Source organism: Streptomyces sp. NPDC050509 (genome assembly GCF_044457965.1).
Taxonomy (GTDB): domain Bacteria; phylum Actinomycetota; class Actinomycetes; order Streptomycetales; family Streptomycetaceae; genus Streptomyces.
The window spans coordinates 33,671-49,621 of sequence record NZ_JBITHL010000016.1 but is presented as its reverse complement, the minus strand read 5'-3'; the positions used below and the strand labels follow the sequence as shown (position 1 = coordinate 49,621).

The window sequence follows — 15,951 nt, the reverse complement described above, 5'->3', positions numbered from 1 at the left end:
ACCCCGATGAACCGGCAGATCTCGGACGGGGGCCGCGGATACCCTCTGCGGACACCCGGCGGGCGGCCGGCGGGCAGCGGAAACCGGCCGCGGCATTCACCCTGCTGTCCTGGCGGCGGGGGAGCCGTGTCGGGCTGTACGGGGTGGTTGCCGCGGCCGGAGCTGGGGCGCGCCGTGTACGACGGCGGGGGCGGGCTGTGTACGACCGGGGGCGGGCCCGCGGCTCAGACGGCCTCCGCGGACTCGGGCAGCTTCTGGGCGAGCACTTCGGTCAGATCGACGACCTCGGCGACGTCGCCGAAGTCCCTGGCGGCGGTGTCGAGCGTCTTGCGCAGCCGGGTGTTGACCCGCTCGGAGCGCACGCTGCGGGCGACGTCCAACGCCTTCTCGGCCAGGGCCGTCGCCTGCTCGGGCTCACGGTTGAGGAGGTGGACGGTGGCCATGCCGATCAGGTTCAGCGCGTAGGACCGCTGGTGGTCGTCGTCCTTGGCGAAGAGTTCGACGGCGCGCTGCATGACGGGCTCGGCGAGGGAGGCGTACGTGGGGCTGCGGCCGGCGACATAGGCCAGATCGCGGTACGAGTGGGCGTTCTCGCCGTTGAGCTCGGCCTCGGAGAAAAAGCGGATCCAGTCGGGCTCCGGCTCGCCGTCGAGCCCGACGTCGGAGAAGGTGTCCTCGGCCATTCTGACGGCCCGCTTGGTCTTGCTCGGCTGGCCCATGTTCGCGTACGCCCTGGCCTCCATCGCATACAGCATCGCCTGGGTCCTGGGGGTGGCCCCGTCCCTGCCGCCGTACTGCGCGAGATGGATGAGTTCGAGGGCGTCGTCGGGCCGGCCCAGGTGGATCATCTGGCGGCTCATGGAGGAGAGGATGTACGCGCCGAGCGGCTTGTCCCCGGCTTCCTTGGCGGCGTGCAGGGCCAGCACGAAGTACTTCTGGGCGTTGGGCTGGAGGCCCACGTCGTAGCTCATCCAGCCGGCCAGCTCCGCCAGCTCGGCCGCGCACCGGAAGAGCCGCCGGGAGGTCGTCTCGGGCTGCGGCTCCTGGAGGAGTTCGGTGACCTCGTGGAGTTGGCCGACGACCGCCTTGCGGCGCAGGCCGCCGCCGCATTGGGCGTCCCACAGCCGGAAGCAGGACGTGGTCGATTCCAGCAGGTCCAGCTCGGGGTCGGAGAGGCGGGTGGGGCGGGACAGGGCGACAGGGTCCGGGACCGGCTCACCCGGGTCGGCCGCGGGGGTGGGCACCAGCCAGCGCTGCATCGGCTCGACCAGGGCGGGCCCGGCGGCCAGGCTCAGGGACGTACCGAGGAAGCCGCGCCGCGCCAGCATCAGGTCGCTGCGGGAGAACTCGCTGATCAGCGCGACCGTCTGGGGGCCCGCCCAGGGCAGGTCGACGCCGGACACCGACGGGGAGCGGTGGGCGGAGCGCAGTCCCAGCTCCTCGACGGCCACCACGGCGCCGAAACGCTCGGAGAACAGCTCGGAGAGGATGCGCGGGATCGGCTCGCGGGGCTGCTCGCCGTCGAGCCAGCGGCGTACCCGCGAGGTGTCCGTGCTGATGTGATGCGCGCCCATCTGGCGCGCGCGGCGGTTGACCTGGCGCGCCAGCTCACCCTTCGACCAGCCGCTGCGCAGGAACCACGAGTTGAGTTGCCCATTCGGACGCTTGCCGGTATCCGTACCGCCTGCGCCGCTACCCACTGGAAAGCCCCCATCCGACGAATGCCCTTGTCCCGCGAACCGCTATCAGAATGCCGTGAGCGACGGCCCCGTGTCCGGAGGTTGCGCCCCTTCGAACAGGAAACCGAGTTGCCCTTGGCATACCCGCGAGACTGTCTTACCCCGAGGTTCGTGCACCGAAAGTAATCCTACGATCACCCGTCCGGCGAGGGTGATTCCACAAACGCCACCATTCGCCACCCCTTCGAATGAACTCGCCCCCCGTGGGGCGCGATTGACTTGACGAAGGACGTTCAGGGGTGGCGAAACGTTGCACGCCGGGGCGCGCGAATCGGATCGCACCACCCCCGATGCCACTTCGCGCCACTCGAATGGCTCAAGCGACAACGGAGCGTCACAGGCAGACTGCGAGTCGTAACCACCGGCGAGTTCGACCCGTTGGAGGGGGCATGGGCTTCACGATCGGCGGCATCCGGGACAGGCGGTCCGGCTCGCGCCGCCGCGTTCGCACCGCGGAGTGCACCGTGGTGGCGGAGTACACCGGACTCTGGGGCTGGGACGTCGTACCCGGCGCGCGGGCCTCGGGAGGACACTGCTCCTGCGGCGATCCCGGGTGTACGGCGCCGGGCGCCCACCCGCTCGGCTTCGGAGCCGAGGTCCCGGCGGGCGCCACGCTGGCCGACGCGGGGAAGGCGTGGTCGGAGGTGCCGGGCGCGGCGGTGCTGCTCCCGGTGGGCCGGAGTTTCGACATCATCGACGTCGCGGAGCCGGCCGGCTGCCGCGCGCTGGTGCGGCTCGAAAGGATGGGGCTCCCGCTGGGCCCGGTGCTGGCGACGCCGACGGGCCGCGCCCACTTCTTCGTCGCTCCGGGCGCGGCGGCCGAGCTGCCGGAGCTGCTCTACCGGATGGGCTGGGACGACGCGGACCTGGATCTGCACGGCCGGGGCGCGGGCTCACATGTCACGGCGCCCCCGTCGGACCTGGCGGGCCTCGGCCCGGTCCGCTGGCTGCGGCCACCGTCCCTGGACACGGCCGCGGCGCCCCCGCCGGCCCGGCTGCTGCTCGGCACGCTGGCGTACATCTGCCACCGCTCGATGCCGTCGCCGTAACCCGGTAGGCCGAGGGCGGGGGTACCGGGGTACGGGGCCGCCTCCCGCCCCGTACCCCCGTACCTCCGCTCCGGACCGGACCGGACCGGACCGGAGGTCAGTCCCCGATCAGCGCGTCGACGAACGCACCGGGCTCGAACGGTGCGAGGTCGTCGGGGCCCTCGCCCAGACCGACCAGCTTCACCGGTACACCCAGCTCTCGCTGGACCGCGATCACGATGCCGCCCTTGGCCGTACCGTCCAGCTTGGTCAACACGATCCCCGTGATCTCGACGACCTCCGCGAAGACCCGTGCCTGCACGAGGCCGTTCTGCCCGGTCGTCGCGTCCAGGACGAGCAGCACCTCGTCCAGCGGACCGTGCTTCTCCACGACCCGCTTGACCTTGCCCAGCTCGTCCATCAGGCCGGTCTTGGTGTGCAGCCGCCCCGCCGTGTCGATGAGGACGACGTCCGCGCCCTCCGCGATGCCTTCCTTGACGGCGTCGAAGGCGATCGAGGCGGGGTCGCCGCCCTCGGGGCCCCGTACGGTGCGCGCGCCGACGCGCTCGCCCCAGGTCTGGAGCTGGTCGGCGGCGGCGGCGCGGAAGGTGTCCGCCGCGCCGAGGACGACCGACTTGCCGTCCGCGACGAGCACCCGGGCCAGCTTGCCCGTGGTGGTGGTCTTTCCGGTGCCGTTGACTCCGACGACCATCACGACGCCGGGCGTGTCCAGGCCGCTCTCCGTCTTCACGGCCCGGTCGAGATCGGGGTCGAGGAGCACCAGCAGCTCCTCCCTGAGGAGGGTGCGCAGCTCCGCCGGGGTGCGGGTGCCCAGCACCCGGACGCGCTCGCGCAGCCGCTCGACCAGCTCCTGGGTCGGGGCGACGCCGACGTCGGCGGTGAGGAGGGTCTCCTCGATCTCCTCCCAGGTCTCCTCGTCCAGGTGCTCGCGGGAGAGCAGGGTGAGCAGCCCCTTGCCGAGGGAGTTCTGCGAGCGGGCGAGCCGCGCGCGCAGCCGGACCAGCCGGCCCGCGGACGGCTCGGGGATCTCGATGGCGGGCGCCTCGGCGGCCGCGACGGGCTCCTCGACGGCGACCGGCGCACCGGTGGTGTCGGGGAGTCCGACCTCCTCGATCGTGCGGCGCGGTTCGTCGCGCGGTGTCTCCGCCTCGTCACCGACGTGCGGTTCGGCGGGTGGGGCTGTGATGGTCGGCGTGCTCGACGGTGCCGAGGGCGGCAGCTTCTTCTTGCGGCTGCTGACCACGAGCCCGCTGATCGCGCCGACCGCGACCAGGGCGATGACTACAACAAGGATGACGATTTCCATAACGCTCCCAGTATCGGCCACGGCCGGGCGCGGCTCTCGGCCATGCCCGTGCGCGTCCCGGCAGGGTCCTCGCCGGAACATGTCCCGGCGGGGTCCGCCCCGGCCATGGCGTCAGAGGTTCACACGAAGATCCTCGTGACGATTTGGACGTTTTACCCCGAACGTACGATGGTGGAGGTTCCGGGTTCGCCCGGAGGTCCACTCCCCCGCAGGAGCCCCCACCTCTGTTCGGAGCCTGTTCATGCCCCACGCCTCCGCGTCCGAAGGCGCGATGGAGACCCGTGGCCTGGAGCCCGTCCCCGACGACGAGCGCACCGGCCATGTGCGGGGACTCTTCCCCACCTGGGTCGCCGCCAACATCAGCGTGCTGCTGCTCACGATGGGCGCCGGGCTGATCGTCCTGAACGGCCTCAACTTCTGGCAGGCGCTGGTCGTCGGGGTCACGGCGCCGGTCGTCTCGTACGGCACGGTCGGGCTGATCTCCATCGCGGGCAAGCGTGGCGGAGCGCCGGGGATGGCGCTCTCCCGGGCGGTCTTCGGCCAGCGGGGGAATCTCTTCCCCGGGTCGCTGATCTGGGTCGCCCGCTGGGGCTGGGAGACGATCAACGCGGTGACCGGCGCGTACGCCGTGCTGACGGTGCTCGATCTGCTCTTCGGGATCAAGCGCAGCACCCCGCTCGTCGTGGTCACGCTGCTGCTCTTCGTGGCCGGGACCTTCCTGGTCTCGGGTCTGGGCATCAAGGCGCTGCGGGTCTGCAGCACCTGGTCGGCGTATCTCTTCGGCGCGTTCAGCGTGCTGGTGCTCGTCCATCTCATCGCCGGGACCGACTGGTCGGCGGTCTTCGGCAAGCCGGCCGGTTCGACGGCGATGATGATCGCGGGCATCGGCACGATCGCGGCGGGCGGCCTCAGTTGGGTCCCGTCCGGCCCCGACTTCACCCGCTATCTGCCCCGCTCCGCCTCGGGCCGGGCCATGGTCGGCATCACGGTGGGCGGCGCGGGGATCGTGGTGCTGCCCCTGGTGCTGATGGGCGCGGTGATGGCGGTGGGAACCCCGGATCTGGCCAGGGCGCAGGACCCGGTCTCCTTCATCGGCGCCCTGCTGCCCACCTGGATATCCGTGCCGTACCTGCTGATCGCGCTGGTGGGGATGGTGCTGATCAACTCGATGTCGATGTACTCGGCCGGGTTCACGGCGCAGACCCTGGGCATCAAGGTGCCCCGTGCGTGGGCGGTCAGCGTGAACGCGGTGATCAGCCTGATCCTCGGCTTCCTGCTGATGGTGGTCGCCACGAGCTTCATCAGCTCGTTCGTCTCGTTCCTCACACTGCTCGCTGTGGCGTTCTCCGCGTGGATCGGCGTCTTCGGCGTGGACATGCTGCGGCGGCGTACGTACGACGGTGCCGCGCTGATGGACACGACCCGCACCAGCGGCTACTGGTACCGGGGCGGCTTCGCCCCGTCGGCCATGGCCGCCTGGGGTACGGCGCTGGTGGTGGGGGTGCTCTTCACCTCGGTCCAGTGGTTCTCGGGCCCCCTCGCCGGGACCTGGGTCGGGGAGAACGGCCTGGGCTGGGTCGTCACGGTCCTGGTCGCGGCGGGGCTGTACGGGGTGCTGCCACGGGAGCGCGCGAAGGCCCCGGCGTCCGCCGAAGCGGAGCCCGGGGCCGAAGCCGAAGCGGAGCCCGGGGCCGAAGCCGGGACGGGGACAGGTACGGGCGCGTCCGACGCGGGGTCAGCGAGACTGACCGTCTGACATCCCCGCCACGTACACGTGGCTTCCCGGCTTCGGAACGGCGCTTCGGGACGGGCGCTTCGGGACGGGCTAGCCCATCTCCTCCAGCGTCTTGCCCTTCGTCTCCTTCACAAAGAGGAGCACGAACGGAATGGAGAGCGTGGCGAAGCAGGCGTAAATGACGTACGTACCCGAAAGGTTCCAGTCGGCCAGGCTCGGGAAGCTCGCCGTGATGGCCCAGTTGGCGATCCACTGCGCGGAGGCGGCGACACCGAGCGCGGCGGCGCGGATCCGGTTCGGGAACATCTCGCCGAGGAAGACCCAGACGATGACGCCCCACGACAGCGCGAAGAAGAGCACGAACACATGCGCAGCGACCAGGGCGACGGTGCCCTCGGTGCTGGGGAGCTTGCCGTCGACCAGGTGGGCGGAGAACGCCCACGCCTCACAGGCGAGCGCGACGGCCATACCGGCGGAGCCGACGAGGGCGAGCGGCCTGCGGCCGACCCGGTCCACCAGGACCATCGCGATCACGGTGCCGATGATGTTGACGATCGATGTCGTGAACGAATAGAAGAACGAGCTGGACGGGTCGATCCCGACGGACTGCCAGAGCGTCGCCGAGTAGTAGAAGGCGACGTTGATGCCGACGAGCTGCTGGAAGACCGAGAGCCCGATACCCACCCACACGATGGGCAGGAAGAAGAAGCCGCCACCGCCCAGCAGGTCCTTGAAGGTCGACTTGTGCTCGCGGTGCATCGCGTGCTCGATCTCGGTGACCCGCGCGTCCAGGTCGACGTCCTTGCTCTCGACCTCGGCGAGCACCTGCTTGGCCCGGTCCACCCGGCCGACGGAGATCAGGAAGCGCGGGGACTCGGGGATCGCGAAGGAGAGCAGACCGTAGAGCATCGCCGGTACGACCATCACACCGAGCATCCACTGCCACGCCTCGAAGCCCAGCAGCTTGCCGCGCTGGTCGCCGTCGGCGAGTTGGAGGATGCCGTAGTTGACGAGCTGCGAGATGGCGATGCCGATGACGATCGCGGCCTGCTGGAAGGAGCCGAGCCGGCCGCGGTAGGCGGCCGGGGAGACCTCGGCGATGTACGCGGGGCCGATCACCGACGCCATGCCGATCGCGAACCCGCCGATGACCCGCCAGAACGCGAGATCGTAGATGTTGAACGGCAGGGCCGAGCCGACCGCGCTGATCGTGAAGAGGACGGCGGAGATCTGCATGCAGCGGATCCGGCCGATCCGGTCGGCGATCCGGCCCGCCGTGGCGGCCCCGATCGCACAGCCGATCAAGGCGATGGCGATGACCTGGGCAAGGGCCGCGGAGCCGATGTCGTACCGGTCCCGGATGGCCTCGACGGCTCCGTTGATCACCGAGCTGTCGTAGCCGAAGAGGAAGCCGCCCATCGCGGCGGCGGCCGTGATGAAAATGACATGGCCGAGGTGTTCGGGGTGGGCCGCTCGACCTCCTGGCGGCGGAACCTGCGCTGTGCTGGTCACGTGTACTCCTGAGGCCGCCCGGCTGCGTTGCCGGGCGTGGGGTGGGCGAGCCTTTCAAGTGAGGCATAACGTCTCGCCAGCCACCACTTGAAGGCAAAAGCAACGCGCAAGAGACTATGCCTTCATGTTTTGAATAGATGGCGCGGGGCTGTCACGGGGCCGTTTGCGGCACGGTGCGACAAATCCCCCGCCTTTCCCTCACCACATCTTCAAGTGATGAAAACGGTATGAACCTCGGCGCTGCCATGAACCTCAGTGGAGCCGCTGGCTGATGACCTTGGATACCCCGTCACCCTGCATCGACACCCCGTAGAGCGCGTCGGCGACCTCCATCGTCCGTTTCTGATGGGTGATCACGATGAGCTGGGAGCTCTCCTGGAGCTCCTGCATGATGCGGATCAGCCGCTGGAGATTGGTGTCGTCGAGCGCCGCCTCGACCTCGTCCATCACGTAGAACGGGCTCGGCCTGGCCTTGAAGATCGACACCAGCAGCGCCACCGCGGTCAGGGACCGTTCGCCACCGGAGAGCAGCGAGAGCCGCTTGACCTTCTTGCCCGGCGGCCTGGCCTCCACGTCCACGCCCGTGGTCAGCATGTTCTCCGGATCCGTGAGGATCAGCCGCCCCTCGCCGCCCGGGAAGAGCCGTGAGAAGACACCCTCGAACTGGACGGCGGTGTCCCGGAACGCCTCGGTGAAGACCTGCTCCACCCGCTCGTCGACCTCCTTCACCACCCCCAGCAGATCGGCCCGGGCCTTCTTCAGGTCTTCGAGCTGCGCGGAGAGGAACTGGTGGCGTTCCTCCAGCGCCGCGAACTCCTCCAGGGCCAGCGGATTCACCTTCCCGAGCTGCTGATACGCCCGTTCGGCGGCCTTGAGCCGCTTCTCCTGCTCGGCCCGCGCGTACGGCGTGGGCCGGTTCCGCGGATCCTCCGGGTCCTCCGGAAGCTCCTCGCCCTCGGCCGCCGGCGAGGGCGGCACGGGCTGGTCGGGGCCGTAATCGGCGATCAGCCCGGCCGGCTCCACGCCCAGCTCCTCCAGCGCCTTCGCCTCCAGTTGCTCGATCCGCAACCGCTTCTCGGCGCCGAGCACCTCGCCCCGGTGCACCGAGTCGGTGAGCTTGTCCAGCTCGCTCTTGAGGTCACGGCCGGTGTTCCGCTCGGCGGTCAGCTCCCGGTCGCGTACGGACCTGGCCTCCTCGGCCGCGGCGCGCTCCGCCTCGGCCCGTACGACCGAGACCTCCACGTGCGCGAGCAGTTGCCGGGCACCGGCCGCGACGGCCGCGGCGATCCGTGCCTCGTGGCGCAGCCGGGCGCGCCGCTGCTCCGCGCGCGCCCGCGCCTCGCGCTCGGCGCGCGCCGCCCGGTCGAGGCCGTCGGCCCGGCCCGCGAGCCCCTTCACGCGCTCCTCGTGGGTACGGACCTGGAGCCGCGCCTCCATCTCGGTCTGCCGGGCGTTCGCGCCGTCGGCGGCGAGCCGGTCGCGTACGGAGGTGTCCGGTTCCTCGTGGCCCTCCCCGAAGGGGGACTCCTCCTCCGCGACGAGCAGCCGCTCCGTCAGCTCCTCCGCCTCCTCCGTGGCCCGCTCCAGCGCCTCCTGGGCCTCGGCGGCGGCTCCGGCGGCCCGTTCGGCCTCCGCGGCGGCGGCGCGGGACTGCCCGGAGAGCCGCCCGAGCCGCCCGGACACGGCGGACTTCTCCCGGTCGGCGGCCCGGCGCCGCTCCCCCAGCTCCTCCACGAGCGCGGCGTGTTCGGCCCGGCGCGCGGCGGCGGCGCGCCGCGCCCCGTCCAGCTCCTCGCACCGTACGGCGAGCAGCGCCAGCTCGGCGGCGGCCTGGTCGACGGAGGCCTGCACCTCCAGCAGGCTGGGCGCCGCCGCGGAGCCGCCGTGCGCGAAGTGCGCCCCGAGCACGTCCCCTTCGGCGGTCACGGCGGTGAGGGTGGGCCGCGCGGCGACCAGTTCCTCGGCGTCTTCGAGGGTCGCGACGACCACCATGTCGCGTACGAGCCGCCGTACGGCGCCCATCAGCTCGGCGGGTCCCTGGACGAGGTCGGCGACGTACGGCGCGGAGACGGCGGTCCGTACGGAGACGGCCGGGCCGCGGGCGATCTCCGCCGTATGCGCGCCGGGGCCGCCGCTCTGCGCGGGCACCCCGCCGGGCGCGTGCGGGGCGGAGGGCTGCCCATGCGGAGCGGACGACGAGGCGAACGACGGGGCGGCCGGAGCAGGCACGGCGGGTACGGCGGGCGCGTCAACCACGTCAGGCACGTCGGCCGTCCCGTCCCGGCCGCCGTCCCCGGTGTCCGGCGCCGGGGCGCCCAGCAGCAGGGCCGCCCGGCCCGCGTCCCGTTCGCGCAGCAGCCGCAGGGCCTCCACCGCAGCGGCGGGGCCGCTGACCGCGATCGCGTCGGCCGCCGCGCCCAGCGCCGAGGCCACCGGGATCTCCTGACCGGGGGTGACGGTGAGCAGTTCCGCCGCGGGCCCGAGCAGGCCGGTGAGCCGGTCGCGGGCGCCCAGCAGCGCCCCCGTGCCGTCCTTGCGGCGCAGCCCCAGGGCGAGGGCGTCGTGGCGGGCGGTCAGGGCGGCGTGTTCACGCTCCGCCGTGGTCGCGGCGTCCCGTGCCGCGCTCTGCGCCGTCTCCGCGTCGGAGAGGGCGCGGCGGGCGTCCTCGTACCGTGCGGCGAGCGCGTCGTCCTCCGCGTCGAGGCCGTCGACCTCGGCCTTGAGCTGTTCGTACTCCTCCTGTGCCTGGGCGGCGCGCTCGCGCGCCTCGTCCCTGGCACCGGCGAGCCGGCCGATCTCCGCCTGGGCCGAGGCGGCCCGGCCGCGCGCCGCGTTGACCTGGCCGTGCAGCCGGGCCAGGCCCTCGCGGCGGTCCGCGAGGGCGCGGGCGGCGTCCCTGAGGCGGCGTTCCTCGGCGGCGAGTTCCCGCTCCAGCTCGGCGCGGTGGGCGACGGTGTCCTCGCGCGCGTGCTCGGCCGCCTCCAGTGCGGCGGCCAGCTCCGCCTCCTGCTCACGGATCCGGGCGGCCTCGCGCTCCAGGTCCTCGGGGTCGCGGCCCCGCCGCTCCTCCTCGGGGGCGCTGGTGGCGCTGGTGACCCGCGCGTCGGCCAGCGAGATGGTGCCGCGCACCCGTTCGGCGAGCTGCGACAGCTCGTACCAGGTCTGCTGGGCCTTGCGGAGGCGCGGCGCGAGCCGCCGTACCTCCTCCTCCAGTTCCGCCTCGCGGGTCAGCGCGGCCTTCAGCCGGTTCTCGGCCTCCTCCTTGCGGCTCTTCAGCTCGGCCTCGTCCGCGATCTCCGTACGCAGCGCCTCGCGCAGCCGTACGAGATCGTCGGCGAGCAGTCGCAGCCGGGCGTCGCGCAGATCGGCCTGGATGACGGCGGCCCGCCGCGCGACCGCCGCCTGCCGGCCGAGCGGCTTGAGCTGGCGGCGCAGCTCGTCCGTCAGGTCCTGGACGCGGGCGAGATTCGCCTTCATCGCCTCCAGCTTCCGCAGCGCCTTCTCTTTGCGCCTGCGGTGCTTCAGCACCCCGGCGGCTTCCTCGATGAATGCGCGGCGGCCCATCGGATCGGCGTGGAGTACGGAGTCGAGCTGACCCTGTCCGACGATCACGTGCATCTCGCGGCCGATACCGGAGTCGGAGAGCAGCTCCTGGATATCGAGCAACCGGCAGGTGTCGCCATTGAGCTGGTATTCGCTGCCGCCGTTGCGGAACATGATCCGCGTAATGGTGACCTCGGCGTACTCGATCGGCAGCGCTCCGTCGGAGTTGTCGATCGTGAGAGAGACCTCCGCGCGGCCGAGCGCGGGGCGCCCGGTCGTGCCGGCGAAGATCACGTCTTCCATTTTGCCGCCGCGCAGCGACTTCGCCCCCTGTTCTCCCATGACCCAGGAGAGGGCGTCCACCACATTGGATTTCCCGGAGCCGTTCGGGCCCACGACGCAGGTGATACCCGGCTCGAAGCGCAGCGTCGTGGCGGAGGCGAAGGATTTGAACCCGCGCAGGGTCATGGCCTTGAGGTGCACGCCGCCGGACTCTACCGGGCCCGGATCGTCCGTCGGCGGTTTCACCGTGGAACGCGCAGGGCACATCAGACGTTAAGAAAGGCGTGGCAGCGCCAACAAAGCTTCGTACAGGGGAAGATGGAAAGAAAGAAGGGACGCCGAAGCGTCCCTTGCATATCTTGCGAGAGTGTTTCTCACCTGGCCCCGACGGGGGCTGTTGTCAGGTGAGCGCGGGCTCCGCCTGGGGTACGTCAATGTCGATGCCGTTGAGCAGCGACTCTCCGGGGTGCTGTGCGACAGCGGCGTTCAGCACGTCATTCTCGGACTGGATCCGTACGAGCTCGGATTCGAGGTCCTGGACGCGCTGCTGAAGCCGTCGCATCTCGGCGAGGAGTCGCGGGTCGGAGCCGCCGACATAACCGAGAAGCGCCTTTGCCATGATGAATGGTCCTCCACACTGAGTGACCGACCGAATGCGGTGTGGGTCGTGAGGGAAATCGCACCCGCGGTGCCTGGCAGTGCTTGTTCATCACTGCGGTTCCTACTGCGGTTCTTACTGCCAAACAGCTAAGGTGCGCGGGGATTCCAGAGTCTCACCAAAAAGTTTGACGGTCAACACGATCACAGCCCGTACCGGCGGGCGGCCCGGTGGCGCGGGGCCGCGGCCTGCGGCGGCGCGCGCTCTCCCCGGGGGCCCGGGGGCGTCGAGATCTTCGCTGACCGGGCAGCCTGGCACGGTCGGCCGTTCTTGGCAACCACCAGGTCATCGCTGGTCATCGCGGAGAGTCGGGTATCCCGGTGGCAATTCCCGGCCGCGCGGGCCGACGCCCGGTCGTACTTCTCAGCGGATCGCGAAGCTCTCGTAACCACCGCGCGGGGTGTCCCAGATCTCAGTGACTCCATCCACTCGCCCGGGTGTGTCGGCGGAGCGGAGCCACTCCAGGAGTCGGTGGCAATTGTCACGCGGTCCCTCCGCGACGATCTGCACCCGGCCGTCGTCGAGATTGAGGGCGAATCCGGTGAGGCCGCCGATCTCCAGAGCGTTCGCCCTGGTGAACCAGCGGAAGCCGACTCCTTGTACTCTGCCGCGGACCCAAGCCGTGAGTCGTACATCTTCTTTCATGGGCGCAAAGCTAATCGGCCAATTGCTCTGTGGACCCGGCACCCCCACGTGCCATGCCGTACAGTCCGGTCGCGATGAGCCTCACTCGTACGAGTGAGTAACGCTGCCGTCGAGACTGAGGAAGGCACCACAGATGGGACGCCACCGACGCGCCGCCGCCCCCGGCGCACCTGTCGTATCCCCTGAGGGCTCCGCCAACGGCCCCGCGGGCGCGCCGCGCCGCAAGGGCCGGGTCACCAAGCCCGTCCGTACGGGACTGCTCGGCGCCTCCGCGGCGATGGCGGTCGGCGCTGTCGCGGTCGCCTCCGGTCTGCTGCCCGGTGGGGGCCAGTTCTCGGTGGGCGGCGGCGGCACCACCGGTGAGCAGATCCGCAGCGAGGGCGCGCCCGAACTGCAGCAGCAGGGCGGTACGTCCACGGATCCGACGCGTAGGTCGACGGTGGAGCCCAGCCGCGGCACGGAGCGGACGACGGGGCCGAAGAAGTCGGCCTCCCCCTCCCCCACGGCTCCCTCCACCTCCCCGTCGCAGGCGAAGCCCGCCCCGGCGCCGCCGAAGGCGAAGTCGCAGACGCCGTCCAAGGACACGGAATCCGGCTCCGCGGGCTCGGCCGGCTCGCCCACCAAGGCGGACAAGGCCCCGGCCCCCACGCGGACCACGGAGCGCGCCGCCGAGCAGTCCCAGGCGGCGCCCTCGTCCGAGGCGTCGGCCGTGCTCTCGCTGGTGAACCAGGAGCGGGCCAAGGTCGGCTGCGCCGCACTGAAGGCGGACGCGAGCCTGAACGCGCTGGCGCAGGCGTTCAGCGACGACATGGCGGCGCGCGGCTTCTTCGACCACACGAACCCCGACGGCGACACGCCCTGGGACCGCGCGGAGCAGGCCGGCGTGAAGAACCTCGGGGGCGAGAACATAGCCCGGGGGCAGGCCACCGCCGAGGCGGTGATGGACTCCTGGATGAACAGCGAGGGCCACCGCGCGAACATCCTGAACTGCGACTACACCCGGCTCGGCGTCGGGGTGCACACCGGTTCCGGCGGCCCGTGGTGGACGCAGAACTTCGGCTTCTGACCTGGCGGGAGGGCCCGGAACCGCGCCGTACGGTGCGCGGTTCCGGGCCCTCCCGCACTCACCACGAGAAAGCGCCACCCACCGGGCGGCGCTTTCCGCCAGTAGGGTGCGGATATGGACACTCTCTCCGCTGACGCCGGGCTCGACGGGCTCGCCTTCGACGTGTTCTCCCGGCAGTGCCCCTCGCGCGGCACGCTGGAGCATGTGACGGGCCGCTGGGGCGGCCTCACCCTCTGCGCGCTCCACGAGAGCGGCTTCCGCTTCAACGAACTGCGGCGGCGCGTCGACGGGGTGAGCGAGAAGATGCTCTCCCAGACGCTGCACGCGCTGGAGCGGGACGGCCTCGTACGCCGCGACGCGCAGCCGGTCAATCCGCCGCGTGTGGACTACGAGTTGACGCCGCTGGGACACGAGGTCGCCGGGCGGCTGCTCGGCCTCGTCCACCTGCTGGAGGGGCGGATGCCCGAGGTGCTGGCGGCGCGGGAGCGTTACGACGCGGCGCGCGGCGGTCGCTGACAGCGCGGGCAGAAGTAGCTGGAACGGTTCATCCAGGGGCGCCTGCGGATCGGGGTCCCGCAGCGGCGGCACGGCTCGCCCTCGCGTCCGTACGCGTCGAGCGACCGGTCGAAGTAGCCGGACTCGCCGTTCACGTTGACGTACAGGCTGTCGAAGCTGGTGCCGCCGACGGAGAGCGCCGCGTTCATGACGTCGCGCGCGTGGCCGAGCAGTTCGGCGGCGCGCGGCCGGGGCAGGGTCTCCGTGGGCCGTTCGTAGTGGAGTTTGGCGCGCCAGAGCGCCTCGTCCGCGTAGATGTTGCCGACACCGCTGATCAGTGACTGGTCGAGCAGCGCACGCTTGACCGTCGTACGGCGCAGCTTCAGCGCGGTGAGGAAGGCGTCCTCGTCGAAGGCGGGGTCCAGGGGGTCGCGGGCGATGTGCGCGATGACGTCCGGCACCCCGTCGGGGGTGTTGTCGTGGATCGAGAGGCCGCCGAAGGTGCGCTGGTCGACGAAGCGCAGTTCGGTGGCGAGCGGGTCGGCGAAGCGGACCCGGATCCGCAGATGCTTCTCGGCGGGGGCGGTCTCGGGCTGGACGAGGAGCTGACCGCTCATCCCGAGATGGCCGAGGATCGACGCGTCGGTGTCGGTGAGCGGCAGCCACAGGTATTTGCCGCGGCGCCGTGCGACCCCGATGGTGTGCCCCTTGAGGCGCGCCGCGAAGTCCGTGCCGCCCGCGAGGTGGCGCCGTACCGAGCGCGGATGGAGCACCTCGGTCTCGGCGACGGTCCGGCCGCTGATCCAGCGTTCGAGTCCGCGCCGGACGACTTCGACCTCGGGCAGCTCGGGCACGGGAGGCTCCTCGGAACAGGGCAACGGCGATCAGGGGGTACGGGGCCCGGCGGACGGCGCCGCACGGGAGACGCCCCTCGCGCCGCGAACGACGCGAGGGGCGTACAGGGAGGGAGCGTACGGCCGGACGGTCAGCCCGTCGCGGTGTCCGCCTGAGCCTGCCCGGACGGGGCCGAACCGGCGTCGGCGGCCCCGTCGGCGCCGTCACCGGCGCCGGCGGGTTCACCGGCGGCGGCAGCGGACGGCCGGCCGGCGCCGGAGTCGGTTCCGGACGGCTCACCGGCTCCGGAGTCGGCTCCGGAGCCGACCGCCGCTTCCCGCTCGTCGGCCGAGGCCCGGATGGACCGCCAGGCGGACTCGGCCGCCTGCTGCTCCGCTTCCTTCTTGCTGCGGCCGGTGCCGGTGCCGTACGAGACACCACCGACGCGGGCGGCAGCGGTGAAGGTCTTCTCGTGGTCGGGTCCTGTCTCCGTGACGAGGTACTCGGGCACGCCGAGGGCCTCCGCCGCGGTCAGCTCCTGGAGACTGGTCTTCCAGTCCAGGCCCGCCCCGAGATTCGAGGACTTCTCGATCAGCGGGTCGAAGAGCCGGTGCACCAGCTCGGACGCCGCTCCGAGGCCCTGGTCGAGATAGACGGCGCCGATCACCGCTTCAAGGGTGTCGGCGAGGATGGATGCCTTGTCCCGGCCACCCGTGCCCTCTTCGCCCCGGCCGAGCCGGATGAAGGAGCCGAGTTCGAGGCCGCGGCCCACTTCCGCCAGCGCACGCGAGTTGACCACCGCGGCCCGCAACTTGGCCAGTTGGCCTTCGGGCAGGTCGGGGTGGATGCGGTACAGCGTGTCCGTGACCACCAGGCCGAGCACCGAATCCCCGAGGAATTCGAGCCGCTCGTTGGTGGGCAGACCGCCGTTCTCGTACGCGAACGAACGGTGGGTCAGCGCACGCACCAGAAGGGCGGTCTCGAGGTCATACCCGAGCCGCCCTTCCAGAAGCGTGTGGGACGAGGCCGTACTGACAGTGTCTGCCTGCTTCTTGGCAGGGGACAGTTCAGACATCGAGCCTCTCAC

12 protein-coding genes are annotated in these 15,951 nt (G+C 71.3%); 4 read left to right on the top strand and 8 right to left on the bottom strand.

Going from position 1 to position 15,951, the window contains the following annotated elements:
* Positions 1–224 precede the first annotated feature (224 nt).
* Complete coding sequence (locus ACIBJC_RS34260) at positions 225–1,574, bottom strand: hypothetical protein (protein ID WP_399299492.1); 1,350 nt, start codon at positions 1,572–1,574, stop codon at positions 225–227.
* 554 nt (positions 1,575–2,128) lie between these two features.
* On the opposite strand from ACIBJC_RS34260, the gene ACIBJC_RS34255 reads away from it, so the two are divergent.
* Positions 2,129–2,788 carry a bifunctional DNA primase/polymerase gene (locus tag ACIBJC_RS34255; protein ID WP_399299287.1) on the top strand — a complete coding sequence of 220 codons (660 nt, stop codon included), beginning with the start codon at positions 2,129–2,131 and terminating at the stop codon, positions 2,786–2,788.
* 97 nt (positions 2,789–2,885) lie between these two features.
* Here the strand turns inward: ACIBJC_RS34255 and ftsY are convergent, their stop codons facing one another.
* Positions 2,886–4,094 carry a signal recognition particle-docking protein FtsY gene (gene ftsY / locus ACIBJC_RS34250; protein WP_399299285.1) on the bottom strand — a complete coding sequence of 403 codons (1,209 nt, stop codon included), beginning with the start codon at positions 4,092–4,094 and terminating at the stop codon, positions 2,886–2,888.
* Positions 4,095–4,335: 241 nt separating this feature from the next.
* Between ftsY and ACIBJC_RS34245 the strand changes: the two genes are divergently transcribed.
* Positions 4,336–5,850 carry a purine-cytosine permease family protein gene (locus ACIBJC_RS34245; RefSeq protein WP_399299283.1) on the top strand — a complete coding sequence of 505 codons (1,515 nt, stop codon included), beginning with the start codon at positions 4,336–4,338 and terminating at the stop codon, positions 5,848–5,850.
* A gap of 69 nt (positions 5,851–5,919) precedes the next feature.
* On the opposite strand, the gene ACIBJC_RS34240 is transcribed toward ACIBJC_RS34245, so the two are convergent.
* The 4 genes from ACIBJC_RS34240 to ACIBJC_RS34225 all read right to left on the bottom strand — a co-directional run bounded on the left by ACIBJC_RS34240 (position 5,920) and on the right by ACIBJC_RS34225 (position 12,469).
* Positions 5,920–7,341: a sugar porter family MFS transporter gene (locus ACIBJC_RS34240; RefSeq protein ID WP_399299281.1), complete on the bottom strand. Its 1,422-nt coding sequence runs from the start codon at positions 7,339–7,341 to the stop codon at positions 5,920–5,922.
* 252 nt (positions 7,342–7,593) lie between these two features.
* The gene (locus tag ACIBJC_RS34235; protein WP_399299279.1) at positions 7,594–11,367 is read right to left on the bottom strand and encodes a chromosome segregation SMC family protein; all 3,774 of its coding nucleotides are present in this window, start codon (positions 11,365–11,367) and stop codon (positions 7,594–7,596) included.
* A 199-nt stretch (positions 11,368–11,566) separates the two neighbouring features.
* Positions 11,567–11,785, bottom strand: coding sequence for a hypothetical protein (locus ACIBJC_RS34230; protein WP_030351764.1), 219 nt, complete (start codon positions 11,783–11,785; stop codon positions 11,567–11,569).
* Between the two features lie 402 nt (positions 11,786–12,187).
* A complete protein-coding gene (locus ACIBJC_RS34225) occupies positions 12,188–12,469 on the bottom strand; it encodes an acylphosphatase (RefSeq protein WP_329823047.1) in 282 nt (93 codons plus the stop codon).
* Between the two features lie 133 nt (positions 12,470–12,602).
* On the opposite strand from ACIBJC_RS34225, the gene ACIBJC_RS34220 reads away from it, so the two are divergent.
* Positions 12,603–13,535 (top strand): CAP domain-containing protein, encoded by a 933-nt coding sequence (locus tag ACIBJC_RS34220; protein WP_399299276.1) that lies wholly within the window; start codon positions 12,603–12,605, stop codon positions 13,533–13,535.
* 114 nt (positions 13,536–13,649) lie between these two features.
* Positions 13,650–14,051, top strand: coding sequence for a winged helix-turn-helix transcriptional regulator (locus ACIBJC_RS34215; protein WP_399299274.1), 402 nt, complete (start codon positions 13,650–13,652; stop codon positions 14,049–14,051).
* Here ACIBJC_RS34215 and mutM read toward each other — a convergent pair.
* Both mutM and rnc read right to left on the bottom strand, forming a co-directional pair.
* Positions 14,024–14,884, bottom strand: a complete 861-nt coding sequence (mutM, locus tag ACIBJC_RS34210; RefSeq protein ID WP_399299272.1) for a bifunctional DNA-formamidopyrimidine glycosylase/DNA-(apurinic or apyrimidinic site) lyase — start codon at positions 14,882–14,884, stop codon at positions 14,024–14,026. The two genes, ACIBJC_RS34215 and mutM, sit on opposite strands and share 28 nt — an antisense overlap.
* A 131-nt stretch (positions 14,885–15,015) precedes the next feature.
* Positions 15,016–15,939 (bottom strand): ribonuclease III, encoded by a 924-nt coding sequence (gene rnc / locus ACIBJC_RS34205; RefSeq protein ID WP_399299270.1) that lies wholly within the window; start codon positions 15,937–15,939, stop codon positions 15,016–15,018.
* Positions 15,940–15,951: the final 12 nt, after the last annotated feature.

Excerpts from the sequence above, each read along its gene's own strand:
- ACIBJC_RS34255 (WP_399299287.1), top strand. The coding sequence starts at position 2,129 with ATGGGCTTCACGATCGGCGGCATCCGGGACAGGCGGTCCGGCTCGCGC.
- ACIBJC_RS34225 (WP_329823047.1), bottom strand. The coding sequence starts at position 12,469 with ATGAAAGAAGATGTACGACTCACGGCTTGGGTCCGCGGCAGAGTACAA.
- rnc (WP_399299270.1), bottom strand. The coding sequence starts at position 15,939 with ATGTCTGAACTGTCCCCTGCCAAGAAGCAGGCAGACACTGTCAGTACG.
- ACIBJC_RS34245 (WP_399299283.1), top strand. The coding sequence starts at position 4,336 with ATGCCCCACGCCTCCGCGTCCGAAGGCGCGATGGAGACCCGTGGCCTG.
- ACIBJC_RS34215 (WP_399299274.1), top strand. The coding sequence starts at position 13,650 with ATGGACACTCTCTCCGCTGACGCCGGGCTCGACGGGCTCGCCTTCGAC.
- ACIBJC_RS34220 (WP_399299276.1), top strand. The coding sequence starts at position 12,603 with ATGGGACGCCACCGACGCGCCGCCGCCCCCGGCGCACCTGTCGTATCC.
- ACIBJC_RS34230 (WP_030351764.1), bottom strand. The coding sequence starts at position 11,785 with ATGGCAAAGGCGCTTCTCGGTTATGTCGGCGGCTCCGACCCGCGACTC.
- ACIBJC_RS34260 (WP_399299492.1), bottom strand. The coding sequence starts at position 1,574 with ATGGGCGCGCATCACATCAGCACGGACACCTCGCGGGTACGCCGCTGG.
- ftsY (WP_399299285.1), bottom strand. The coding sequence starts at position 4,094 with ATGGAAATCGTCATCCTTGTTGTAGTCATCGCCCTGGTCGCGGTCGGC.